Raw genomic sequence first — 15,986 nt, 5'->3', positions numbered from 1 at the left:
CGGCGACAAATGTGGACTGCGGGCCCGTGTCGGCCTGCCAGGTCAGCGGGCACATGCTGCCAACCGGCCATCGCCTTTCCCAGCGCCTGGCCACCGTCCGGTTCGTGGTGTCATCGGACGCGCCTACCCGTCGGCAAGGCGCCTACACCACCAATTGCTTCAGCCCTCACCTTCATCGGGCACTGCGCCGGTCCAGCGGGCCCCACTCGGCCGAGTTCTGGGCCTCGACCAGCTGCTCGGCCTCGGTCAGCGCGGCGTCGGCGATCCAGGCGACCGGCCGGCGCACCCGGACGAGGGGCTCGTTGTCCGGTCCGCGGCCGCACTGGTCGCCGATCAGGACCCAAGGCCGGACGCCCGGACCGCGCAGATAGCGCAGATGACGGTAGTCGTACAGGCGGCGGGCGACCCAGAGCCGCCGGGACCGGTCACCCCACCACTTCTCGACGGCGAGCGGGTTGGCCGACAGACCGGGCAGCGGCACGCCGGTCAGCGAGTCCCGGCTGATCCCGTCCTGGCGCAGATCCACCGCGGGGCCGGCCGACCACCGTACGAACAACCGGTCTTGCTCCCCGGACGTGGTGATCAGCTCGGTCAGCTCATCGAGGTCGGCCACGGTGCGCAGGTTCTCGTACACGGGCTGCGGCGTGCCCCGATCCGCGGGCGTTAGTCATTGTTTCACCGGATCGGCGGGCCGCTCAGGTCAGCGGTGGCAGCCGTTGCGGATGGTCCAGAACCTCGCGGAACAGATCACCCCGTTCCTCCAGGCGGAGCAGGACGTCGTCGATCGTGAAGCCGTCCGGGCGCAGCGCGGGATCGTCGAGCTCGTCCCAGTCGATCGGGGCCGACACGGGAGCGCCCGGCGCCGGCCGCGGACTGTAGGGAGCGACAAGCGTGCGGTTGATGGCGTTCTGCGTGTAGTCGAGCCGGGCCAGGCCACCCCGGTCGCTCTTCTGCCATTTCCAGCTGACCAGCTCCGGCACGACGGCCCCGACCGTACGGGAGAGCGCCTGCACCCAGGCCCGCGTCTCGTCGAAGCCCGGGCCGGGGGCGATCGGCACCCAGATCTGGATGCCGCGCCGCCCGGTCACCTTGGCCCGCGCGGTGACGCCGAGATGCTCGAACGCCGTCCGGTGCAGCCGGGCCAGGGTCAGCACGTCGTCCCAGCCGGTGGCCGGGCCCGGATCGAGGTCGACGAGCGCGTACGTGGGCCGGTGCGGCGCGGCCGCGAGCGACGTCCACGGATGCCACTCCAGGGCGCCGAAGTTGGCCGCCCACACCAGCGCGGCCGGCTCATCGGCCACCAGGTAGGTGCGCGTCTCACCCGGATCGGCCTCGGGGTTGGTCCAGCGGGACAGCCAGCCGGGCGCGTGCCCGGGCAGCTCCTTGTGCCAGAACCCCTTCGTGAGCGCGCCGTTCGGATACCGGTGCAGGTTCAACGGCCGCCCGGCCAGGTACGGCGTCAACGTCGGCGCGATCCGGGCGGTGTAGCGCAGGAAGTCCCGCTTGGTGACCGGTGGGTGCCCGTCGCGCGCCGGGAACAACACCTTGCCCAGGTTGGTGACCCGCAGCTCCCGCCCGAAGAGCGGCCAGACGCCGCCGTCGCCCAGCGCGTCGAGTCCGGCCAGCTCGCCGGGGCCGACCGGCGCCGGCTTCAACCCTTCCCTCATAGCCGACGCGGGCCGGACGTTCGCAGCCCGGCCAGGTTGCCCAGGAGCAGCGCCTCGGCCAGGCACGTCCGGGTGAACTCGGCGAGGTGAAGGCTCTCGTCGGGTCCGTGGGCGGCGCAGTACGGGTCCTCGATGCCGGTGACCAGGATCGCCGCCTCCTCCAAGCGCTGCCGGAACATGGCGACGCACGGGATCGAGCCGCCGATGCCCACCTCGACCGGGGCGGTTCCGTCCCACGCGGCGGTGCAGGCGGCGCGGGCCGCGTCGTACGCCGGACCGGTCGTGTCGAGGACGCACGGCGCCCCGCCGCTCTCCCAGGTGACCGACAGCTGCGCTCCCCACGGCACGTGCTTCGCCAGGTGCGAGCGGAGGGCGGCGTACGCCGAGGAAGGGTCGTCACCGGGCGCCAGCCGTACGCTCAGCTTGGCGCGGGCCGCCGGCACCAGCGCGTTCGGCGCCTCACCGGTGGGTGGTGCGTCGATGCCGAGGACCGCGATCGCCGGTCTGTTCCAGAGCCGGTCGGCCAGCCGGCCCGTACCGATCAGTTCGACCCCGTCCAGCACCCCGGCCTCCCGGCGGAACCGGTCCTCCGGATAGTCCACCGTCGCGTTCCCGCGGGCGGCGAGACCGTCGACGGCGACCGCGCCGCCGTCGTCGTGCAAGGTGCTCAGCAGCCGGGCCAGCACGGTGAGCGCGTCGGGCACGGGCCCGCCGAACATGCCGCTGTGCACGGCGCCGCGCAGGGTTCGGACCTCGACGAAGCAGCTCAGCGTCCCGCGCAGCGACGTCGTCAGCGCGGGACGGCCGATGTCCCAGTTGTCGGAGTCGGCCACGACGATCACCTCGGCGCGCAGCAGATCGGCGTGATCGGTGAGGAGCCTGTCCAGGGACGCCGAGCCGAACTCCTCCTCGCCCTCGATGAACAGGACCACGCCGACGGGAAGGTCGTCGCCCCACGCCCGCAGGGCCGCGATGTGGGCCATCACGCCCGCCTTGTCGTCCGCGGCGCCCCGCCCGTAGAGCCGCCCGTCCCGTTCGACCGGCTCGAACGGGTCGCTGCTCCACCGGGTGAGATCGCCGGCGGGCTGGACGTCGTGATGGGCGTACAGCAGAACGGTGGGCGCGCCGGGCGGTGCGGCCCGGTGTCCGATCACCGCGGGTTGCCCGCCCGAGCGGACGATGCGCGTGTGCAGACCGCATCCGCGCGACAACTCGGCGACGGCCGCGGCGGACCGCTCGACGTGCGAGTGGTCGAATCCGTCGAACGCGATCCCGGGGATGCGGACCAGTCGTTCGAGGCCGGCGCGGACCCCGGGCATCTCCCGCTCGATCGCCGCCCGCAGCACCAGCTCGGCCGCGGGCGCTTCGCGGGCCGGGTCCCGGTCCGCCATGGTGGCCCCCTCGGATAGTCGGGCCGGTCGGCTACCCGGTGAAGGCGCGCTTATTCCGCCATCTCGCGCAGGGCGCCGAGTACCGTGCGCACGGCGACCCGGTGCAGGCTCTCCGGACGGGTGAGAACGTCGATGTGCCGCGCGGCCGGCAGGTCGGCCAGTGGGCGCAGAACCACGCCGGGGTCGGGCCGGCTGGTGTGGCCGGGCAGCAGCGCGAGCCCGCCGCCGGCCGCCACGATCGCGGCCACGACGGTGAAGTCGTTGACCCGGTGCACGATGTCGAGGGGCCGGCCGGCCGCCGCGGCGATCGCCGTCAGGACGCCTTCCAGCGGGAACCCCTCGTGGACGCAGATCCACGGCTCGGCGGCGACATCGGCCGCGACGAGCGACGTCTTCGAGGCCAGCCGGTGGCGTACGGGAATCGCGACGTACAGCGGCTCGTGGACCAGCGGCACGACCGTGAGCCGGTCCGCCGGCCAGGACGGGCTGTGCGCCAGCCGGTGCGCCAGCACCAGGTCGTAGTCGGCGACCAGCGCCGGGAAGTCGGCCTGGGCCACGTCCTCGTCCGAGTACCGCATCGGCGGCAGGCCGGCCCGGCCGAGCAGCGGTCCGAACCAGGTGAGCGCCGCGCTGTGGAAGGCGGCCACCGTGACCGGCGCGGCCGGGTCGTCGAGGTAGGCGCCCACGGCCCGGCCGGCCCGGTCGAGCGCGGTGGAGACGTCGATCGCCGCGGCGGCCAGGGCCCGGCCCGCCTCGGTCAGTACGAGACGGCGGCCGCTGCGCTCGGTCAACGGCACCCGCGCCGAGCGTTGCAACGAACGCAGCTGCTGCGACACGGCCGACGGCGTGATGTGCATCGCCCGGGCGACGGCGGCGACGCTGCCCCGATCGCCGAGCTCCCGGAGAAGGCGCAGGTGGTGCAGATCCATTAGGTATGACTACACCTTCGATTGAGTGGTACGCATCTTGTCTTCACGATCCGTCCGATCCAGGCTGCAAGCATGTCGATACGCCGGAGCGATCTGTTGCTGCTGGCCGTGGCGGTGGTGTGGGGGAGCAGCTATCTGGCCGCCCAGACCCTCGTCCTGGCCGGCGGGGTGCTGGCTGTGCTGGCGCTGCGCTTCGCGGTCTCGGCGATCGCGCTAGCCCCGGCCATGGCCGTGCGACGGCTCAGCGGGCCGGAGTTGCGGGTCGGGGTGCTGCTGGGCCTCACCCAGGCGGCCGTGCTGGTGCTGGAGACGTACGGGGTGTCGCTGACCAGCGCGACCAACGCCGGGGTGCTGATCAGCCTGACGATCCTGCTGACGCCGGCGCTCGAGGGCGCCGTCCGACGGCGGTGGCTGCCGCTCCGGTTCTTCGCGGCCGCGGCGGTGGCGGTGGCCGGCGTGGTTCTGCTCGTGGCCGGCCCGGGTCTGCGCGCGCCGACCGCCGGGGACGCGCTGATGCTCGCCGCGGCCGTCGTGCGCGCGGCCCACGTCACCCTCTCCGGGCGGCTGACGGACGGCCGGCGGTATGACACGGTGACGCTCACCTGGCTGCAGACCATGGTCGGCGCGGTTCTGTTCACGGTCGTCGCGGCGCCCGCCCTGCCCGCGGCGGTGCGGGCCTTCGGGCCGGGACACTGGCTCGGCGTGCTGTACCTCGCTCTGGGCTGCAGCGTGTTCGCCTTCGTGGTGCAGCTGTGGGCGATCCGCCGCACGTCGGCGGCGCGGGCGAGCCTGCTGCTGGGCACCGAACCGGTGTGGGCGGTGCTGATCGGCGTCGGCATCGCCGGCGAGCACCTGACCGCCGCCGCCGTTGCCGGGATCGCGCTCGTCCTGGCCGGCACCTATTACGGCCAGCGGGTCGAGGCCGGCCATCGGGCGCTGGTTCCCGTGTGACCCGCCGGGCATGCGATTTGGCCGTCCGGGTAAAGACCGGCCATGCCTGACTTGCGAACCATCCTGAGGGCGCGCCCCCTCGCCGACATCGATCCGCGCAGCACTCCCGGGCTGCCCGGCCGCGAGGTGGTCGGGAAGGATCCGAAGCGGTGGTCGAAAGCCGAGGTGGCCGCGATCTCGGAAGACCTGGCCGGCTATCAGGAGCGCATGTTCGCCTCGGCCAAGGAAGGCGCGGCCACCACCCGGGTCCTGCTGCTGTTGCAGGCGATGGACTGCGGCGGCAAGGACGGCACCGTCCGCAACGTCACCCGGGGCATGAGCCCGGCCGGAATGAAAGCGGTCAGCTTCGGGCCGCCCAGCGAGGAGGAACGGCGCCACGACTTCCTCTGGCGCATCCGCCGCGCCCTGCCCGCGCCCGGCTACGTGGGGATCTTCAACCGTTCCCACTACGAGGACGTTCTGGTCGTACGGGTACACAACCTGGTCGGCGAGGACGTCTGGTCGCAGCGCTACGACGCCATCAACGAGTTCGAGGCCGAACAGGCCGCCGACGGGCTGACCATGGTGAAGGTCATGCTGCACATCTCCAAGAAGGAGCAGAAGAAGCGGCTGCTCGACCGCCTCGACGACCCGGCCAAACACTGGAAGTACAACCCGGGCGATCTGGCCGAGCGCGCCCGCTGGGACGACTATCAGCGGGCCTACCAGGACGCGCTGACCCGGTGCAGCACCGACGCCGCGCCCTGGCTCGTGGTTCCCGCGGACCGTAAGTGGTACCGCAACTGGGCGGTCGCCACGCTGCTGCGCGAAACGTTCGCCGAACTCGACCCGAAGTATCCCAAGCCCGATTTCGACGTCGACGCCGAACGCGCCAGGCTGCTGGCCGCCGACTGAGTCGTACGGTGAAAACATGGATCATGTTGACGCCGGGGTGTTGTCCGTAGCGTTTCTTCAGGACGGCCCGCGGGACGGCTGGCCGGTCGTCCTGTCGCACGGGTTCCCGTACGACGTCCACGCCTATGACGATGTCGTTCCGCTTCTCACCGTCCGCGGCGCCCGGGTGATCCGCCCGTATCTGCGGGGCTTCGGTCCCACGCGCTTCCTTTCCGCCGGCACTTTGCGGAGCGGCCAGCAAGCGGCGCTCGGATCCGACCTGATCGCGCTCGTCGACGCGTTGCGTCTGGAGGACGCCATCGTGGCCGGTTACGACTGGGGCGGCTTGGCGTCCTGCGTGACCGCCGCGCTTTGGCCGGAACGCGTGGCCGGGCTGGTGTCGCTGGCCGGCTACGACATCATCGACATCGAGCGGCAACGACACGACTTCGACCCGCAGATCGAGTACCTGGTGTGGTACCAGCACCTGTTCCAGACCGAGCGCGGCCGCCGAACCCTGGCCGCCCACCGCCGGGACCTGTGCCGGATGTTGTGGCGCCAATGGTCGCCCCGGTGGGCTTTCGACGAGGCGACCTTCGCCCGGACCGCGTCCTCGTTCGACAACCCGGACTTCGTTGACGTCGTCGTCCACGCCTACCGTCACGCGCTCGGCCGGACCGCGGGCGATCCGGCCTACGAGGATCGGGAAACCCGCCTCGCCGCCCGTCCGAAGATCACTGTGCCTGCGGTGACGCTGGACGGCGCGACCGACCCCCTCAAACCCGGTGGCACCGCCGCCGACGCCCCCATGTTCGGCGCGCGCCACCAGCATCGGGTGATCGACGCCGGCCACAACCTGCCCCAGGAGGCGCCCGCCGCCTTCGCCGACGCGGTCCTGACCGTACGGGCCTGGCTCAGGGATTCGGAGCCTTCCTGATCGCCACGCCCGCGCACATGAGGCCGATCAGGAACGGGTAGACGGCGCCGCGCTCAGCCAGGCCGATGAGGGCGCCGGCTTCGGACATGACGACGGCCATGAACACCGCCAGCGAGATCAGGCCGGCCACGCCGAGGGCAACCAGGATCCTCCCCGTTCTGCGGGAAGCTCCGACGAGCCGGTGCGTCTTGCCGAGGACGATCACGAGCACGTTGCCGCCGACGATGGTCGCGAAGGCGCCGGCCCCGTGATAGTCGCTTCCGGCGGTCGCCTCGCCGGAACCGGGAAAGAGGGCGAGCAGGACGCCGCCGGCGGCCAGCGCGATGGCCGGTGCGAGCAGGACCCGGCGCGCCCGCAGCATCACGACGCCGGCCAGCGCGGTGATCCCGAACAGGGCGAAGCCGGTGTTCATCACCCAGGCGAGCGGCGAATACATGTACTGCCCGAACGCTTCGGCGGGGCCGTGCACCCCGAGATTGCTGATGAAGTGGTGCGTGTAGCTGTACGGCGGGTCGGTCCACGCCGCGGCGGCGATGAACTCGGCGAGGAAGAACACCGCGCCGGCGGCGATGAGCATCGCGCCGGCCAGGCGGGCTTGTGTGCGCGAACCCGGCCGGGCCTGAACTGCTTCCAGGGTCATGGTCGGAACTCCTTCTCAGCTGTGCGGAGGTGGTGTGACTACGAAACTGTAGCCCGCGCCAGTTTTGTGGTCAATCCAAGTTCGATGCAGGTTCAGTAGCATGGGCGGATGACCATGGCTGAACCGCTTGGACGCCGGGAGCGCAAGAAGGCCGCCACCCGCGCGGCGATCGTCAGCGCGGCGGCGAAGCTCTTCCTCGAACGCCGCTTCGACGACGTCACCGTCCGCGAGATCGCCGACGCGGCGGACGTCTCGCCGACGACCGTTTTCGCGCATTTCCCGCGCAAGGAAGCCCTGGTCTTCCACCAGGAGCGGCAGCAGCAGGAACAACTTCTCGCCGCCGTACGCGATCGGCCGCCGGGCACGTCACTGTCGGCAGCGTTGCGGGCCCACTTCAGCGCCGAGTTGAACGCCATGCAGTCCGGGCCCGACGCGGCCGACAATCGCCGGCTCCTGGCCCTGATCGACGAAACGCCGGCCCTGCAGGGCTACGCGGCGCAGATGTGGCTTCGTCGCGAAGACGCCCTGGCCGAAGCCATCGCGGCCGAAGCCGGACTGGACCGGCCGACCGAGGGAATCCGCGTCTACACCCGATTCGCGTTGCAGATCCAGCTGCTGGCCACGACCACGCCCGACCCCTCGGCGACGCTGGACGCCGGCTTCAGCATCCTCGGTCAGGGCTGGGATCAGTACGCGGCGCGACCCTGACGCCGCAGGCCCCGTACGCCGTCAGAAGGCCGAGCCGGCCCGGTGGCGGCTGACCGGCTCGGGGCGGCCGGGCAGGCGGACGACGAACCGGCAGCCGGTGCCGGTGTTGCCGACGCCGACCTGACCGCCGTGGGCCTCGACCAGGCCGCGGACGATGGCGAGACCGAGGCCGCCGCCGGAGGTTCCGGTGGGCTCGGGGCTGCGGGCGCGTTCGCCGCGGAACGCCACGTCGAAGACGCGGGACAGGTCGGCCTCGGGGATGCCGCCGCACGTGTCGGTGACCGACAGCCACGCGGCCTGGTCGTCCAGGCCGGCCTCGATGTGCACCGTGCCGTCGGGCGGGGTGTAGCGCACGGAGTTGACCAGCAGGTTGGTGACGACCCGGCCCAGTTCGGGCTCGCTGCCCAGCACCACCGGCCAGCCCGACTCGGCGGCGACCAGCTGGATGCGGCGGTTCGCGGCGAGGGGAGCGGTGGCGGCGATGGCTTCGGAGACGATGTCGCCCAGGGGCACTTGGGCCACGGCGAGCCGCAGCGCGCCCGCGTTGATCCGGGACAGCTCGAACAGGTCGTCGACCAGATGGGTCATGCGGTCGGTCTCGACCCGGATCCTGCGGTGGTAGTCGGCGACCGCGGCCGGCTCGGCCACGACCCTGTCCTCCAGCGCCTCGGCCATGGCCCGCAGCCCGGCCAGCGGGGTCCGCAGGTCGTGGGACACCCAGGCGACCAGTTCCCGCCGCCCGGCCTCGAGCCGGCGTTCCTGGGCGCGGGCCTGCGCCGACCACATGGCCGCCGCGGCCAGGCGCCGGCCGAACGTGACACCGAGGGCCAGGCTGACCATGGCCGCCGCGAGCACGGTGAGCAGCACTACCTGCAGGTCGTGGGCGGACAGGAACATGGCCTGGGCGACGGTGGCGACACCGGCCACGACCGCCGCCACCGTGACGACGAGCAGCACACACACGTGCACGGCGATCGACCGTCCGGCCAGCCGGCGCAGCACCAGCATGCCGGCCACTCCGACGACGGCGCCCGCGCCCAGCGCGTACAGGATGATAAGCAGCAGGTCAGTCATCGGCGGGCTCGTAGCGGTAGCCGACACCCCAGGCGGTGACGATCCGCCGGGGCGACGCCGGATCCTGCTCGATCTTTTCGCGCAGCCGCCGCACGTGCACGGTGACCGTCGACTGGTCGCCGAACTGCCAGCCCCAGACCTGGTCGAGCAGTTCGGCCCGGGACCACGCCCGGGCCGGGTTTCGCAGGAGGAAGACGAGCAGGTCGAACTCGCGGACGGTCAGGGCCAGCGGCCGGGCGCCGAGCCGGGCGATCCGGCGGGCGGTGTCGGCGGTGAGCTCGCCGTCTCGCAGCAGGCCCGTCCCGGTCGCGGGCAGGCGGCGCAGCACCGACCGCACCCGCAGGACGAGTTCGCGTGGTGAGAACGGCTTGGTGACGTAGTCGTCGGCGCCGACCTCGAGGCCGGCCACCCGGTCGCCCTCGTCGCCCAGCGCGGTCAGCATCACCACCGGCAGGTCGGGCCGGCGGTGCCGTAGCCGCCGGCACACCTCGAGCCCGTCGATTCCGGGCATCATCAGGTCGAGAACCACCAGGTCGGGCTGCTCGGCCTCGACGGCGGCCAGGGCGGCCGGGCCGTCGGGGGCCAGGCGCACGCGATAGCCGTCCTGTTCGAGATAGCGGCGGACGACGTCGCTGACGGTCGGATCGTCGTCGACGACGAGGACATGAGGCACGACCTCACGCTACCCAGCCCGGCGCCGCCCGGGACGCGGCCAGTCCTTTCGAGTTTCTTACGCCTCACCAGGTGGTCAGCAGCAGATGGTTCACCAGCAGCGCGACCGCGGCCTGAACGGCCAGCCATAACCGGCGTCCGGGCACCGGAATCAGGGTGGCGCCGGCCATCAGCCACACCGCGAACGGCAGCCAGATCCGTTCCACTTCGGCCTTGCTGTAGCCGGACACATCGGCGGCCAGGATGGCCAGCAGCGCCGCCGCCGGGAGCAGAACCACGGGACGCAGGCGGCTCGGCTCGATGGCCGCGCGTCGCAGGACGACCGCGGCGGCCGGTCCGGCGCAGACGGCGAGCAGGGCCAGGTTGGCCCAGACCCAGTACACGTACGGGCGCACGCTCGCGATGCCCTGGTAGTAGCGGATATCGACCAGGTGGTAGCCGTCCAGCCACCAGAATCCGGCCAGCGTGAAGACCAGCACCACCGCGGCCGCCGCGCCGAGCGCCACTCCGAGATGAAGCGCGGGGATGCGGCGTACCCGGGAAGCGAGAAAGACGACGGCGAGCGCGGGCACGGCCAGAAGGACCAGCCCGTACGACAGATAGAGGCACCCGCCGAGCAGCAGCCCGGCCCCGGCCGCGGCCATCACGTGCCGGCCGGTCAGCGCGACGGCCAGCAGCGCCAGCCCGCTCGCCGCGACCCCGGCGAACAGCCCGTCGGCCGACACCCCGATCCACACCGCCCCGGGGAACAGCACGACGAACGGGACCGCGGCGCGGGCGGCGGCCTCGTCGCCGAGCGCCCGGACGGCCACCGGCACGGCCACCGCGCACAGGGCGCCGGCCGCGACGCAGGCGAGCCCCGCCCAGCCGCCCCCACCGAGCCCGATCCGGTCGAGGCCGACGAAGACCAGCAGCGCGCCCGGCGGGTGCCCGGAGACGTGGGTGCTCCAGGAATCCGGCTGGAAGTCGACGATGCGGCCGCTGAAGGCGCGCAGCATGGCGGGCACGTCGGTGACGCCGCCGACCTCGCTGAGATATTCGTGGCGGGTGGTGAGCCGGCTTGCGAGCCCGCGCTGCCAGCCGTCCACCAGGGCCAGCGTGACGATCCAGGCCACCGCCGCGGCGTAGGCGGTGGCGAGCAGCCGGCGCCAGGGCAGGACCGCCGCCAGCCGCGGACCGTGCGCGACGACCAGGACGGCCACGGCGAGCGCGAGCGGCGTGCCCGGGCCGGCGTGCGGCAGCCAATGGCCGGTCAGCGGGGCCGAACTGGCATGCACCGGATGCCCGGAGCGGGCCAGCACCGCACCGGCGAGACAGGCCACACCGAGCAGCAGCACGGCGGAACCGGCCGCCGTCACATCCGCGCGCGGCCACCGGCGGACCGGCGTCAGCGTAGAGCCGCGCGCGCGAATTCGGCCACCCCCGTACGCAGGCCGGTCGAGGCCGTGAAACCGAGCTCGGCCGTGGCCCGGGCCGGGGAGGCCACGATGTGCCGCACGTCGCCCGGCCGGAACTGCCCGGTCACCACCGGTTCGGGCCCGTCCATCGCGCCGGCCAGCGCCGCCGCCATCTCGCCGACGGTGGCCGGCGCGCCGGAGGCGACGTTGAAGGCCCGGAAGCCGGTCAGGCCGGCGGCGGTCGCATCGAGGGCGGCCAGATTGGCCCGCGCCACATCGGACACGTGCACGAAGTCGCGCCGCTGACCGCCGTCCTCGAACACCCGGGGGGCGTCACCGGCCTCCAGCGCCGACCGGAAGATGGCGGCGACCCCGCTGTACGGCGTGTCCCGGGGCATGCCCGGCCCGTACACGTTGTGGTAGCGCAGCGCGGCCACCGAACCGCCGGTCTGCCGGGCCCAGGCCGCGCTCAGATGCTCCTGGGCGAGCTTGGTGGCGGCGTAGACGCTGCGCGGATCGAGTACGGCGTCCTCGTCGACCAGCTCCGCCGTCAGCTCCCGCCCGCATCTCGGGCAGCCCGGTTCGAAGCGGCCCGCGGCCAGGGCCGCGATGTCGCGAGCGGCGGGCCGGACCGGACCGTCGGCCGGGCAGCGGTAGGCGCCCTCGCCGTAGACCACCATCGAGCTGGCCAGCACCAGCCGGTGCACGCCCTGCCGGGCCATCCCGGCCAGCAGCACGGCCGTCCCGAGATCGTTGCTGCCGACGTAGTCGGGCAGATCCTCGAGGTCGACACCCATGCCGACCATCGCCGCCTGGTGCACGACCACCTCGACGCCCTGCAGCGCAGCGGCCACAGTGGACCGATCGCGGACGTCACCGCGTACGAGCGGGGCGCCGTGGATGTCGCGGGGAAGCGGCTCGCGATGCGCGGCCGGATGGGCGGAGTCGAGCACCCGCACCCGGTGCCCGGCCTCGAGCAGGGCCGCGGTCACGTGGGTGCCGATGAAACCGGCGCCGCCGGTCACGAGAACATGGGTCACGGGTCCGACCGTAGGCCCTCGCCGGCTCGCCGGCCGGGGCTCTGAGCAGGACGTCAGCGGTTCGTAAGAACTGGGCCGGACGTAAGGAGGCGGTAAGCAGTTTCCGTCCTCGCAACGTCTCCGGCGGGGCTAACTTCGGCGTCCATGACCGACGTAGTTCTGCCCTGTCTCAACGAGGCGCCCGCCCTGCCCGGGCTCCTGAGCCGGCTGCCCGGCGGCTACCGGGCGATCGTGGCCGACAACGGCTCCACCGACGGCACCGCCGACGTGGCGCGGTCCTTCGGCGCCCTGGTCGTGACCGTGCCCGAGCCCGGTTACGGCGCGGCCGTGCACGCCGGGATCCTCGCCTCCGATCCGGCCGACGGAGTGGTCTGCGTGATGGACGCCGACGGCTCGTTCGACCCGGCCGAGCTGCCCCGGGTGGCCGATCCGGTGCGGGCCGGGCACGTCCGGCTCGCGGTCGCCCGGCGCCGGCCCACCACCCGCCGGGCGTGGCCGCCGCACGCCCGGCTCGGCAACGCCGTGCTGGCCCACCGGCTGCGCCGCCGCACCGGCCTCGGCGTGCACGACATCGGCCCGATGCGGGCGGCCCGCCGCGACGACCTGCTCTCGCTCGGCCTGCGCGACCGCCGCTTCGGCTATCCGCTGGAACTGCTCGTGGCGGCGGGCCGGGCCGGGTGGACGGTCACCGAGGTCGACGTCGCCTACCACCCGCGGGCCGCGGGAACGAGATCGAAGGTCACCGGCACGGTCCGCGGCACCATGCGGGCCATCCGCGACATGAGCGCGGTGCTGGCCCGATGAACGCGCAGATCCTCGTGATGGCCAAGACCCCGGTTCCGGGCCGGGTCAAGACGCGGCTCTGCCCGCCGTGCACCCCGGAGCGGGCGGCCCGGATCGCCGCCGCGGCCCTCGCCGACACCCTCGACGCCGTCACCGCCACCCGGACCGGCGCCCGCACCCTGGTCGTGGACGGCGACCGGCCCGCGCCGGCCGGCTGGGCCCGCGTGCCGCAGCGCGGCGGCGATCTGGGCGAACGGCTCGCCCACGCCTACGCCGACACCGCCGTGCCCGGCCGGGCCGGTCTGCTGATCGGCATGGACACTCCGCAGGCCGGTCCCCGGCTGCTCGCCGCCGCCCTGGCCACGCTGCTCGCCGACGGCGTCGACGCGGTGCTGGGGCCGGCCACCGACGGTGGATGGTGGGCGCTCGGCCTGCGCGATCCCGACCACGCCCGGGTGCTGCGCGACATTCCGACGTCGACCGCGGACACCGGCGCGCTCACCCTGTCCGCGCTCACCGGCCGCGGGCTGCGGGTCGCCGCCCTGCCCGAACTGAGCGACGTCGACACGATGGCCGACGCGTATGCGGTCGCCGCGCTGTGCCCCCCGACCAGCCGTTTCGCCGCGGAGCTGGCCGCATGACCGCCACCTTCACCCGGCCGGTGCCCGCGCTGACGGTCTTCGACGCGGCGCTGTCCCGCGCCGTGGCCGGGGCGCACAGCGTCCTCACCGTCCGCAACCATCGCGGCGCCGAGCACCAGGTCGACGCCACGTCCTGGTGCCGCGACCGGCTGCCGGGCGACGACTCGCTGCTCGACCGCTGCTGCGGGCCCGCCCTCGATGTCGGCTGCGGCCCCGGCCGGCTCACGTACGCCCTCCTCCGGCGCGGACATGCGGCGCTCGGCATCGACGTCAGCGCCGCGGCCGTCCAGCTGGCCCGCGCCCGCGGGGCGATCGCCCTGCGCCGCGACGTCTTCGGCGCCCTGCCCGGCGAGGGCCGGTGGCGGCATCTGCTGCTGGCCGACGGCAACATCGGCATCGGTGGCGACCCGGTCCGGCTGCTTCGCCGCTGCTCCGAACTTCTGGCCGCGGACGGCCGTCTGCACGTCGAACTGGCCCCGCCCGGCACCCCCAGCTGGGCCGGAACCGCCCGGATCAGCTCCGGTGGCGACCCGGCGAGCGAACCGTTCCGATGGGCCGTGCTGGCCGCGGGCGACCTGCCCGCAACGGCCTCGGACGGCGGCATGCGGCCCCTGCACACGTGGACGGAGGCCGGCCGATGGTTCGCAACCCTGGAACCCGCGTGACGACGCGGGTCCGCGCCTGGCTCTTCCAGCCGCTGCCGCCACCGCCGGCCGCCCTGCGCCGCGGGCCGCTGCGAAGCGACGCGTTCGACTCCCGGACGCGCTCGGCCCGGCTCACCAGCCTGCTCGGCGTCGCCCTCGCCGTCGCCTTCACGATCTGCTTCGTCACCGGCCTGATCAGCCACTTCATCCAGCATCCGCCCTGGTGGTTCGGCTGGCCGTCGCGACCGGTCGGCCTCTACCGCGTCACCCAGGGCGTCCACGTGGCCACCGGCCTGGCCTCGGTGCCGTTGCTCGGCGCGAAACTGTGGTCGGTCTACCCGCGGCTGTTCGCCTGGCCGCCCGTACGCGACCCGGCCCAGGCGATCGAGCGGGCCGGGATCGCCGCGCTCGTCGCCGCCGCCCTGTTCCAGCTGGTCAGCGGCATCCTCAACATCGCCCACTGGTACGCCCCGATGCCGTTCTTCTTCACCGCCGGCCACTACTGGTCGGCCTGGCTGGCGATCGGCGCCCTGCTCGCCCACATCGGCGTCAAGCTCCCGATCGTCCGGGAGGCCCTCCGACGCCGTACGCCGGACCGCGCCCCCGCCGGAACGCTCAGCCGGCGCGGCCTGCTGGCCACCGTCGGCGCCGCGGCCGGGCTCATCACCCTGACCACGGCCGGGCAGACCGTGGGCCCGCTCGCCCCGGTCGCCGTCCTCGCCCCGCGCCGGCCCCGCAGCGGGCCCCAGCAGGTGCCGGTCAACAAGACCGCCGCGGGCGCCGGGGTCCGCGACACCATCTTCGCGCCGGACTACCGGCTGACGCTCGTCGGCCCGGAACGTACGGAAAGCTTTGCCCTGGCCGATCTCGAGGCCCTGCCCCAGCACACGGTCGTGCTGCCGATCAGCTGCGTGGAGGGGTGGAGCTCCACCGGGACGTGGACCGGGATCCGGCTGCGGGACCTGGTCGCGCTGACCGGGGCCGACCCCGAGGACGCCGAGGCGTACGTCGAATCGCTGGAGGCGCGGGGACGCTACCGGGCCACGACCGTGCCGCCGCCGCACGTCCGCGACCCGTTCACGCTGGTCGCGCTGCGGCTCGGCGGCGAACCGCTGCATCCCGACCACGGCTATCCGGCCCGGCTGATCGCCCCGAACCGGCCGGGTGTGCTCCAGACCAAGTGGATCAGTCGGATCACCGTACGGGGAAAGCTGTGAAAAGAACACGGCGAGCGCTGATCGCCCTCGGGGCCTTCGTGATGGCCTACGGCCTGGTCGGTGCGCTCCTCGACGCCGACGTCAAAGCCGGCGCGGCGGTGTTCCTGGCCGGCGTGCTGATCGGGCACGACGCGGTGCTGCTGCCGGCCGTCATCGGCGTCGGCGCCCTGCTCGGCCGGTTCGTCCCGCTGAGGGTCCGTACGGTGATCCGCTCGGCGCTTCTGGTCAGCCTCGCCGTGACGATCGTGGCCCTGCCGCTGGTGCTGGGCCGGGGCCGCTCCGCGGACAACCCGTCGTTGCTGCCGCTGCACTACGGCCGTGGACTGCTCGGGATCTACGCCGTGATCTGGTTGGTGGCCGGGGTGGCGGCGTTCGTGGCGACCCGCTCGCGCGGCAATGTCGTACCCCCTCGCTAGTTTGCC

Annotated in this window: 18 protein-coding genes; 9 read left to right on the top strand and 9 right to left on the bottom strand. The window is 73.3% G+C overall.

Annotated elements, in window-relative coordinates; all coding sequences use genetic code 11:
- Positions 1 to 172: 172 nt before the first annotated feature.
- The 4 genes from ACZ3I4_RS44240 to ACZ3I4_RS44225 all read right to left on the bottom strand — a co-directional run bounded on the left by ACZ3I4_RS44240 (position 173) and on the right by ACZ3I4_RS44225 (position 3,987).
- Positions 173 to 634: a DUF6098 family protein gene (locus ACZ3I4_RS44240; protein ID WP_465388154.1), complete on the bottom strand. Its 462-nt coding sequence runs from the start codon at positions 632 to 634 to the stop codon at positions 173 to 175.
- A 61-nt stretch (positions 635 to 695) separates the two neighbouring features.
- A complete protein-coding gene (locus tag ACZ3I4_RS44235; RefSeq protein ID WP_465388153.1) occupies positions 696 to 1,655 on the bottom strand; it encodes a DNA polymerase domain-containing protein in 960 nt (319 codons plus the stop codon).
- A gap of 8 nt (positions 1,656 to 1,663) precedes the next feature.
- Positions 1,664 to 3,058, bottom strand: a complete 1,395-nt coding sequence (locus ACZ3I4_RS44230) for a M20/M25/M40 family metallo-hydrolase (RefSeq protein ID WP_465388152.1) — start codon at positions 3,056 to 3,058, stop codon at positions 1,664 to 1,666.
- Positions 3,059 to 3,108: 50 nt separating this feature from the next.
- On the bottom strand, positions 3,109 to 3,987 hold the full coding sequence (locus ACZ3I4_RS44225) for a LysR family transcriptional regulator (protein WP_465388151.1): 879 nt from the start codon (positions 3,985 to 3,987) through the stop codon (positions 3,109 to 3,111).
- Positions 3,988 to 4,059: 72 nt separating this feature from the next.
- On the opposite strand from ACZ3I4_RS44225, the gene ACZ3I4_RS44220 reads away from it, so the two are divergent.
- From ACZ3I4_RS44220 to ACZ3I4_RS44210, 3 genes are read left to right on the top strand one after another with little or no spacing between them, the layout of a single operon-like run.
- The gene (locus ACZ3I4_RS44220) at positions 4,060 to 4,938 is read left to right on the top strand and encodes a DMT family transporter (protein WP_465388150.1); all 879 of its coding nucleotides are present in this window, start codon (positions 4,060 to 4,062) and stop codon (positions 4,936 to 4,938) included.
- 42 nt (positions 4,939 to 4,980) lie between these two features.
- Complete coding sequence (locus ACZ3I4_RS44215) at positions 4,981 to 5,832, top strand: PPK2 family polyphosphate kinase (protein WP_465388149.1); 852 nt, start codon at positions 4,981 to 4,983, stop codon at positions 5,830 to 5,832.
- A gap of 16 nt (positions 5,833 to 5,848) precedes the next feature.
- Complete coding sequence (locus tag ACZ3I4_RS44210) at positions 5,849 to 6,748, top strand: alpha/beta fold hydrolase (protein ID WP_465388148.1); 900 nt, start codon at positions 5,849 to 5,851, stop codon at positions 6,746 to 6,748.
- Here the strand turns inward: ACZ3I4_RS44210 and ACZ3I4_RS44205 are convergent.
- On the bottom strand, positions 6,726 to 7,388 hold the full coding sequence (locus ACZ3I4_RS44205) for a DUF998 domain-containing protein (protein WP_465388147.1): 663 nt from the start codon (positions 7,386 to 7,388) through the stop codon (positions 6,726 to 6,728). The two genes, ACZ3I4_RS44210 and ACZ3I4_RS44205, sit on opposite strands and share 23 nt — an antisense overlap.
- 108 nt (positions 7,389 to 7,496) lie before the next feature.
- On the opposite strand from ACZ3I4_RS44205, the gene ACZ3I4_RS44200 reads away from it, so the two are divergent.
- Complete coding sequence (locus tag ACZ3I4_RS44200; protein ID WP_465388146.1) at positions 7,497 to 8,096, top strand: TetR/AcrR family transcriptional regulator; 600 nt, start codon at positions 7,497 to 7,499, stop codon at positions 8,094 to 8,096.
- A gap of 21 nt (positions 8,097 to 8,117) precedes the next feature.
- On the opposite strand, the gene ACZ3I4_RS44195 is transcribed toward ACZ3I4_RS44200, so the two are convergent.
- The 4 genes from ACZ3I4_RS44195 to ACZ3I4_RS44180 form a co-directional block, all read right to left on the bottom strand.
- The gene (locus tag ACZ3I4_RS44195) at positions 8,118 to 9,170 is read right to left on the bottom strand and encodes a sensor histidine kinase (RefSeq protein WP_465388145.1); all 1,053 of its coding nucleotides are present in this window, start codon (positions 9,168 to 9,170) and stop codon (positions 8,118 to 8,120) included.
- Positions 9,163 to 9,843 (bottom strand): response regulator transcription factor, encoded by a 681-nt coding sequence (locus ACZ3I4_RS44190; protein WP_465388144.1) that lies wholly within the window; start codon positions 9,841 to 9,843, stop codon positions 9,163 to 9,165. Before ACZ3I4_RS44190 ends, ACZ3I4_RS44195 begins: the two co-directional genes overlap by 8 nt.
- A gap of 64 nt (positions 9,844 to 9,907) precedes the next feature.
- Entirely contained in the window at positions 9,908 to 11,254 is a 1,347-nt protein-coding gene (locus ACZ3I4_RS44185) for a hypothetical protein (protein WP_465388209.1), read from the bottom strand.
- Entirely contained in the window at positions 11,230 to 12,279 is a 1,050-nt protein-coding gene (locus ACZ3I4_RS44180; protein WP_465388143.1) for an NAD-dependent epimerase/dehydratase family protein, read from the bottom strand. Before ACZ3I4_RS44180 ends, ACZ3I4_RS44185 begins: the two co-directional genes overlap by 25 nt.
- A 144-nt stretch (positions 12,280 to 12,423) precedes the next feature.
- Here ACZ3I4_RS44180 and ACZ3I4_RS44175 point away from each other — a divergent pair, with 144 nt between their 5' ends.
- Genes ACZ3I4_RS44175 through ACZ3I4_RS44155 form a run of 5 tightly spaced genes read left to right on the top strand, consistent with a single transcriptional unit; the run spans position 12,424 to position 15,980 of the window.
- Positions 12,424 to 13,083 carry a glycosyltransferase family 2 protein gene (locus tag ACZ3I4_RS44175; protein WP_465388142.1) on the top strand — a complete coding sequence of 220 codons (660 nt, stop codon included), beginning with the start codon at positions 12,424 to 12,426 and terminating at the stop codon, positions 13,081 to 13,083.
- The gene (locus ACZ3I4_RS44170; protein WP_465388141.1) at positions 13,080 to 13,703 is read left to right on the top strand and encodes a TIGR04282 family arsenosugar biosynthesis glycosyltransferase; all 624 of its coding nucleotides are present in this window, start codon (positions 13,080 to 13,082) and stop codon (positions 13,701 to 13,703) included. Before ACZ3I4_RS44175 ends, ACZ3I4_RS44170 begins: the two co-directional genes overlap by 4 nt.
- Positions 13,700 to 14,368, top strand: a complete 669-nt coding sequence (locus ACZ3I4_RS44165; protein WP_465388140.1) for a class I SAM-dependent methyltransferase — start codon at positions 13,700 to 13,702, stop codon at positions 14,366 to 14,368. Before ACZ3I4_RS44170 ends, ACZ3I4_RS44165 begins: the two co-directional genes overlap by 4 nt.
- Complete coding sequence (locus tag ACZ3I4_RS44160; protein WP_465388139.1) at positions 14,365 to 15,564, top strand: molybdopterin-dependent oxidoreductase; 1,200 nt, start codon at positions 14,365 to 14,367, stop codon at positions 15,562 to 15,564. Before ACZ3I4_RS44165 ends, ACZ3I4_RS44160 begins: the two co-directional genes overlap by 4 nt.
- On the top strand, positions 15,561 to 15,980 hold the full coding sequence (locus tag ACZ3I4_RS44155; RefSeq protein ID WP_465388138.1) for a hypothetical protein: 420 nt from the start codon (positions 15,561 to 15,563) through the stop codon (positions 15,978 to 15,980). Before ACZ3I4_RS44160 ends, ACZ3I4_RS44155 begins: the two co-directional genes overlap by 4 nt.
- The last annotated feature ends 6 nt before the right edge of the window (positions 15,981 to 15,986 follow it).

The sequence above is a fragment of the Actinoplanes sp. NPDC021490 genome (genome assembly GCF_055562135.1).
The sequence above is the reverse complement of the archived record's forward strand: the minus strand, read 5'-3'. Positions and strand labels throughout refer to the sequence as shown.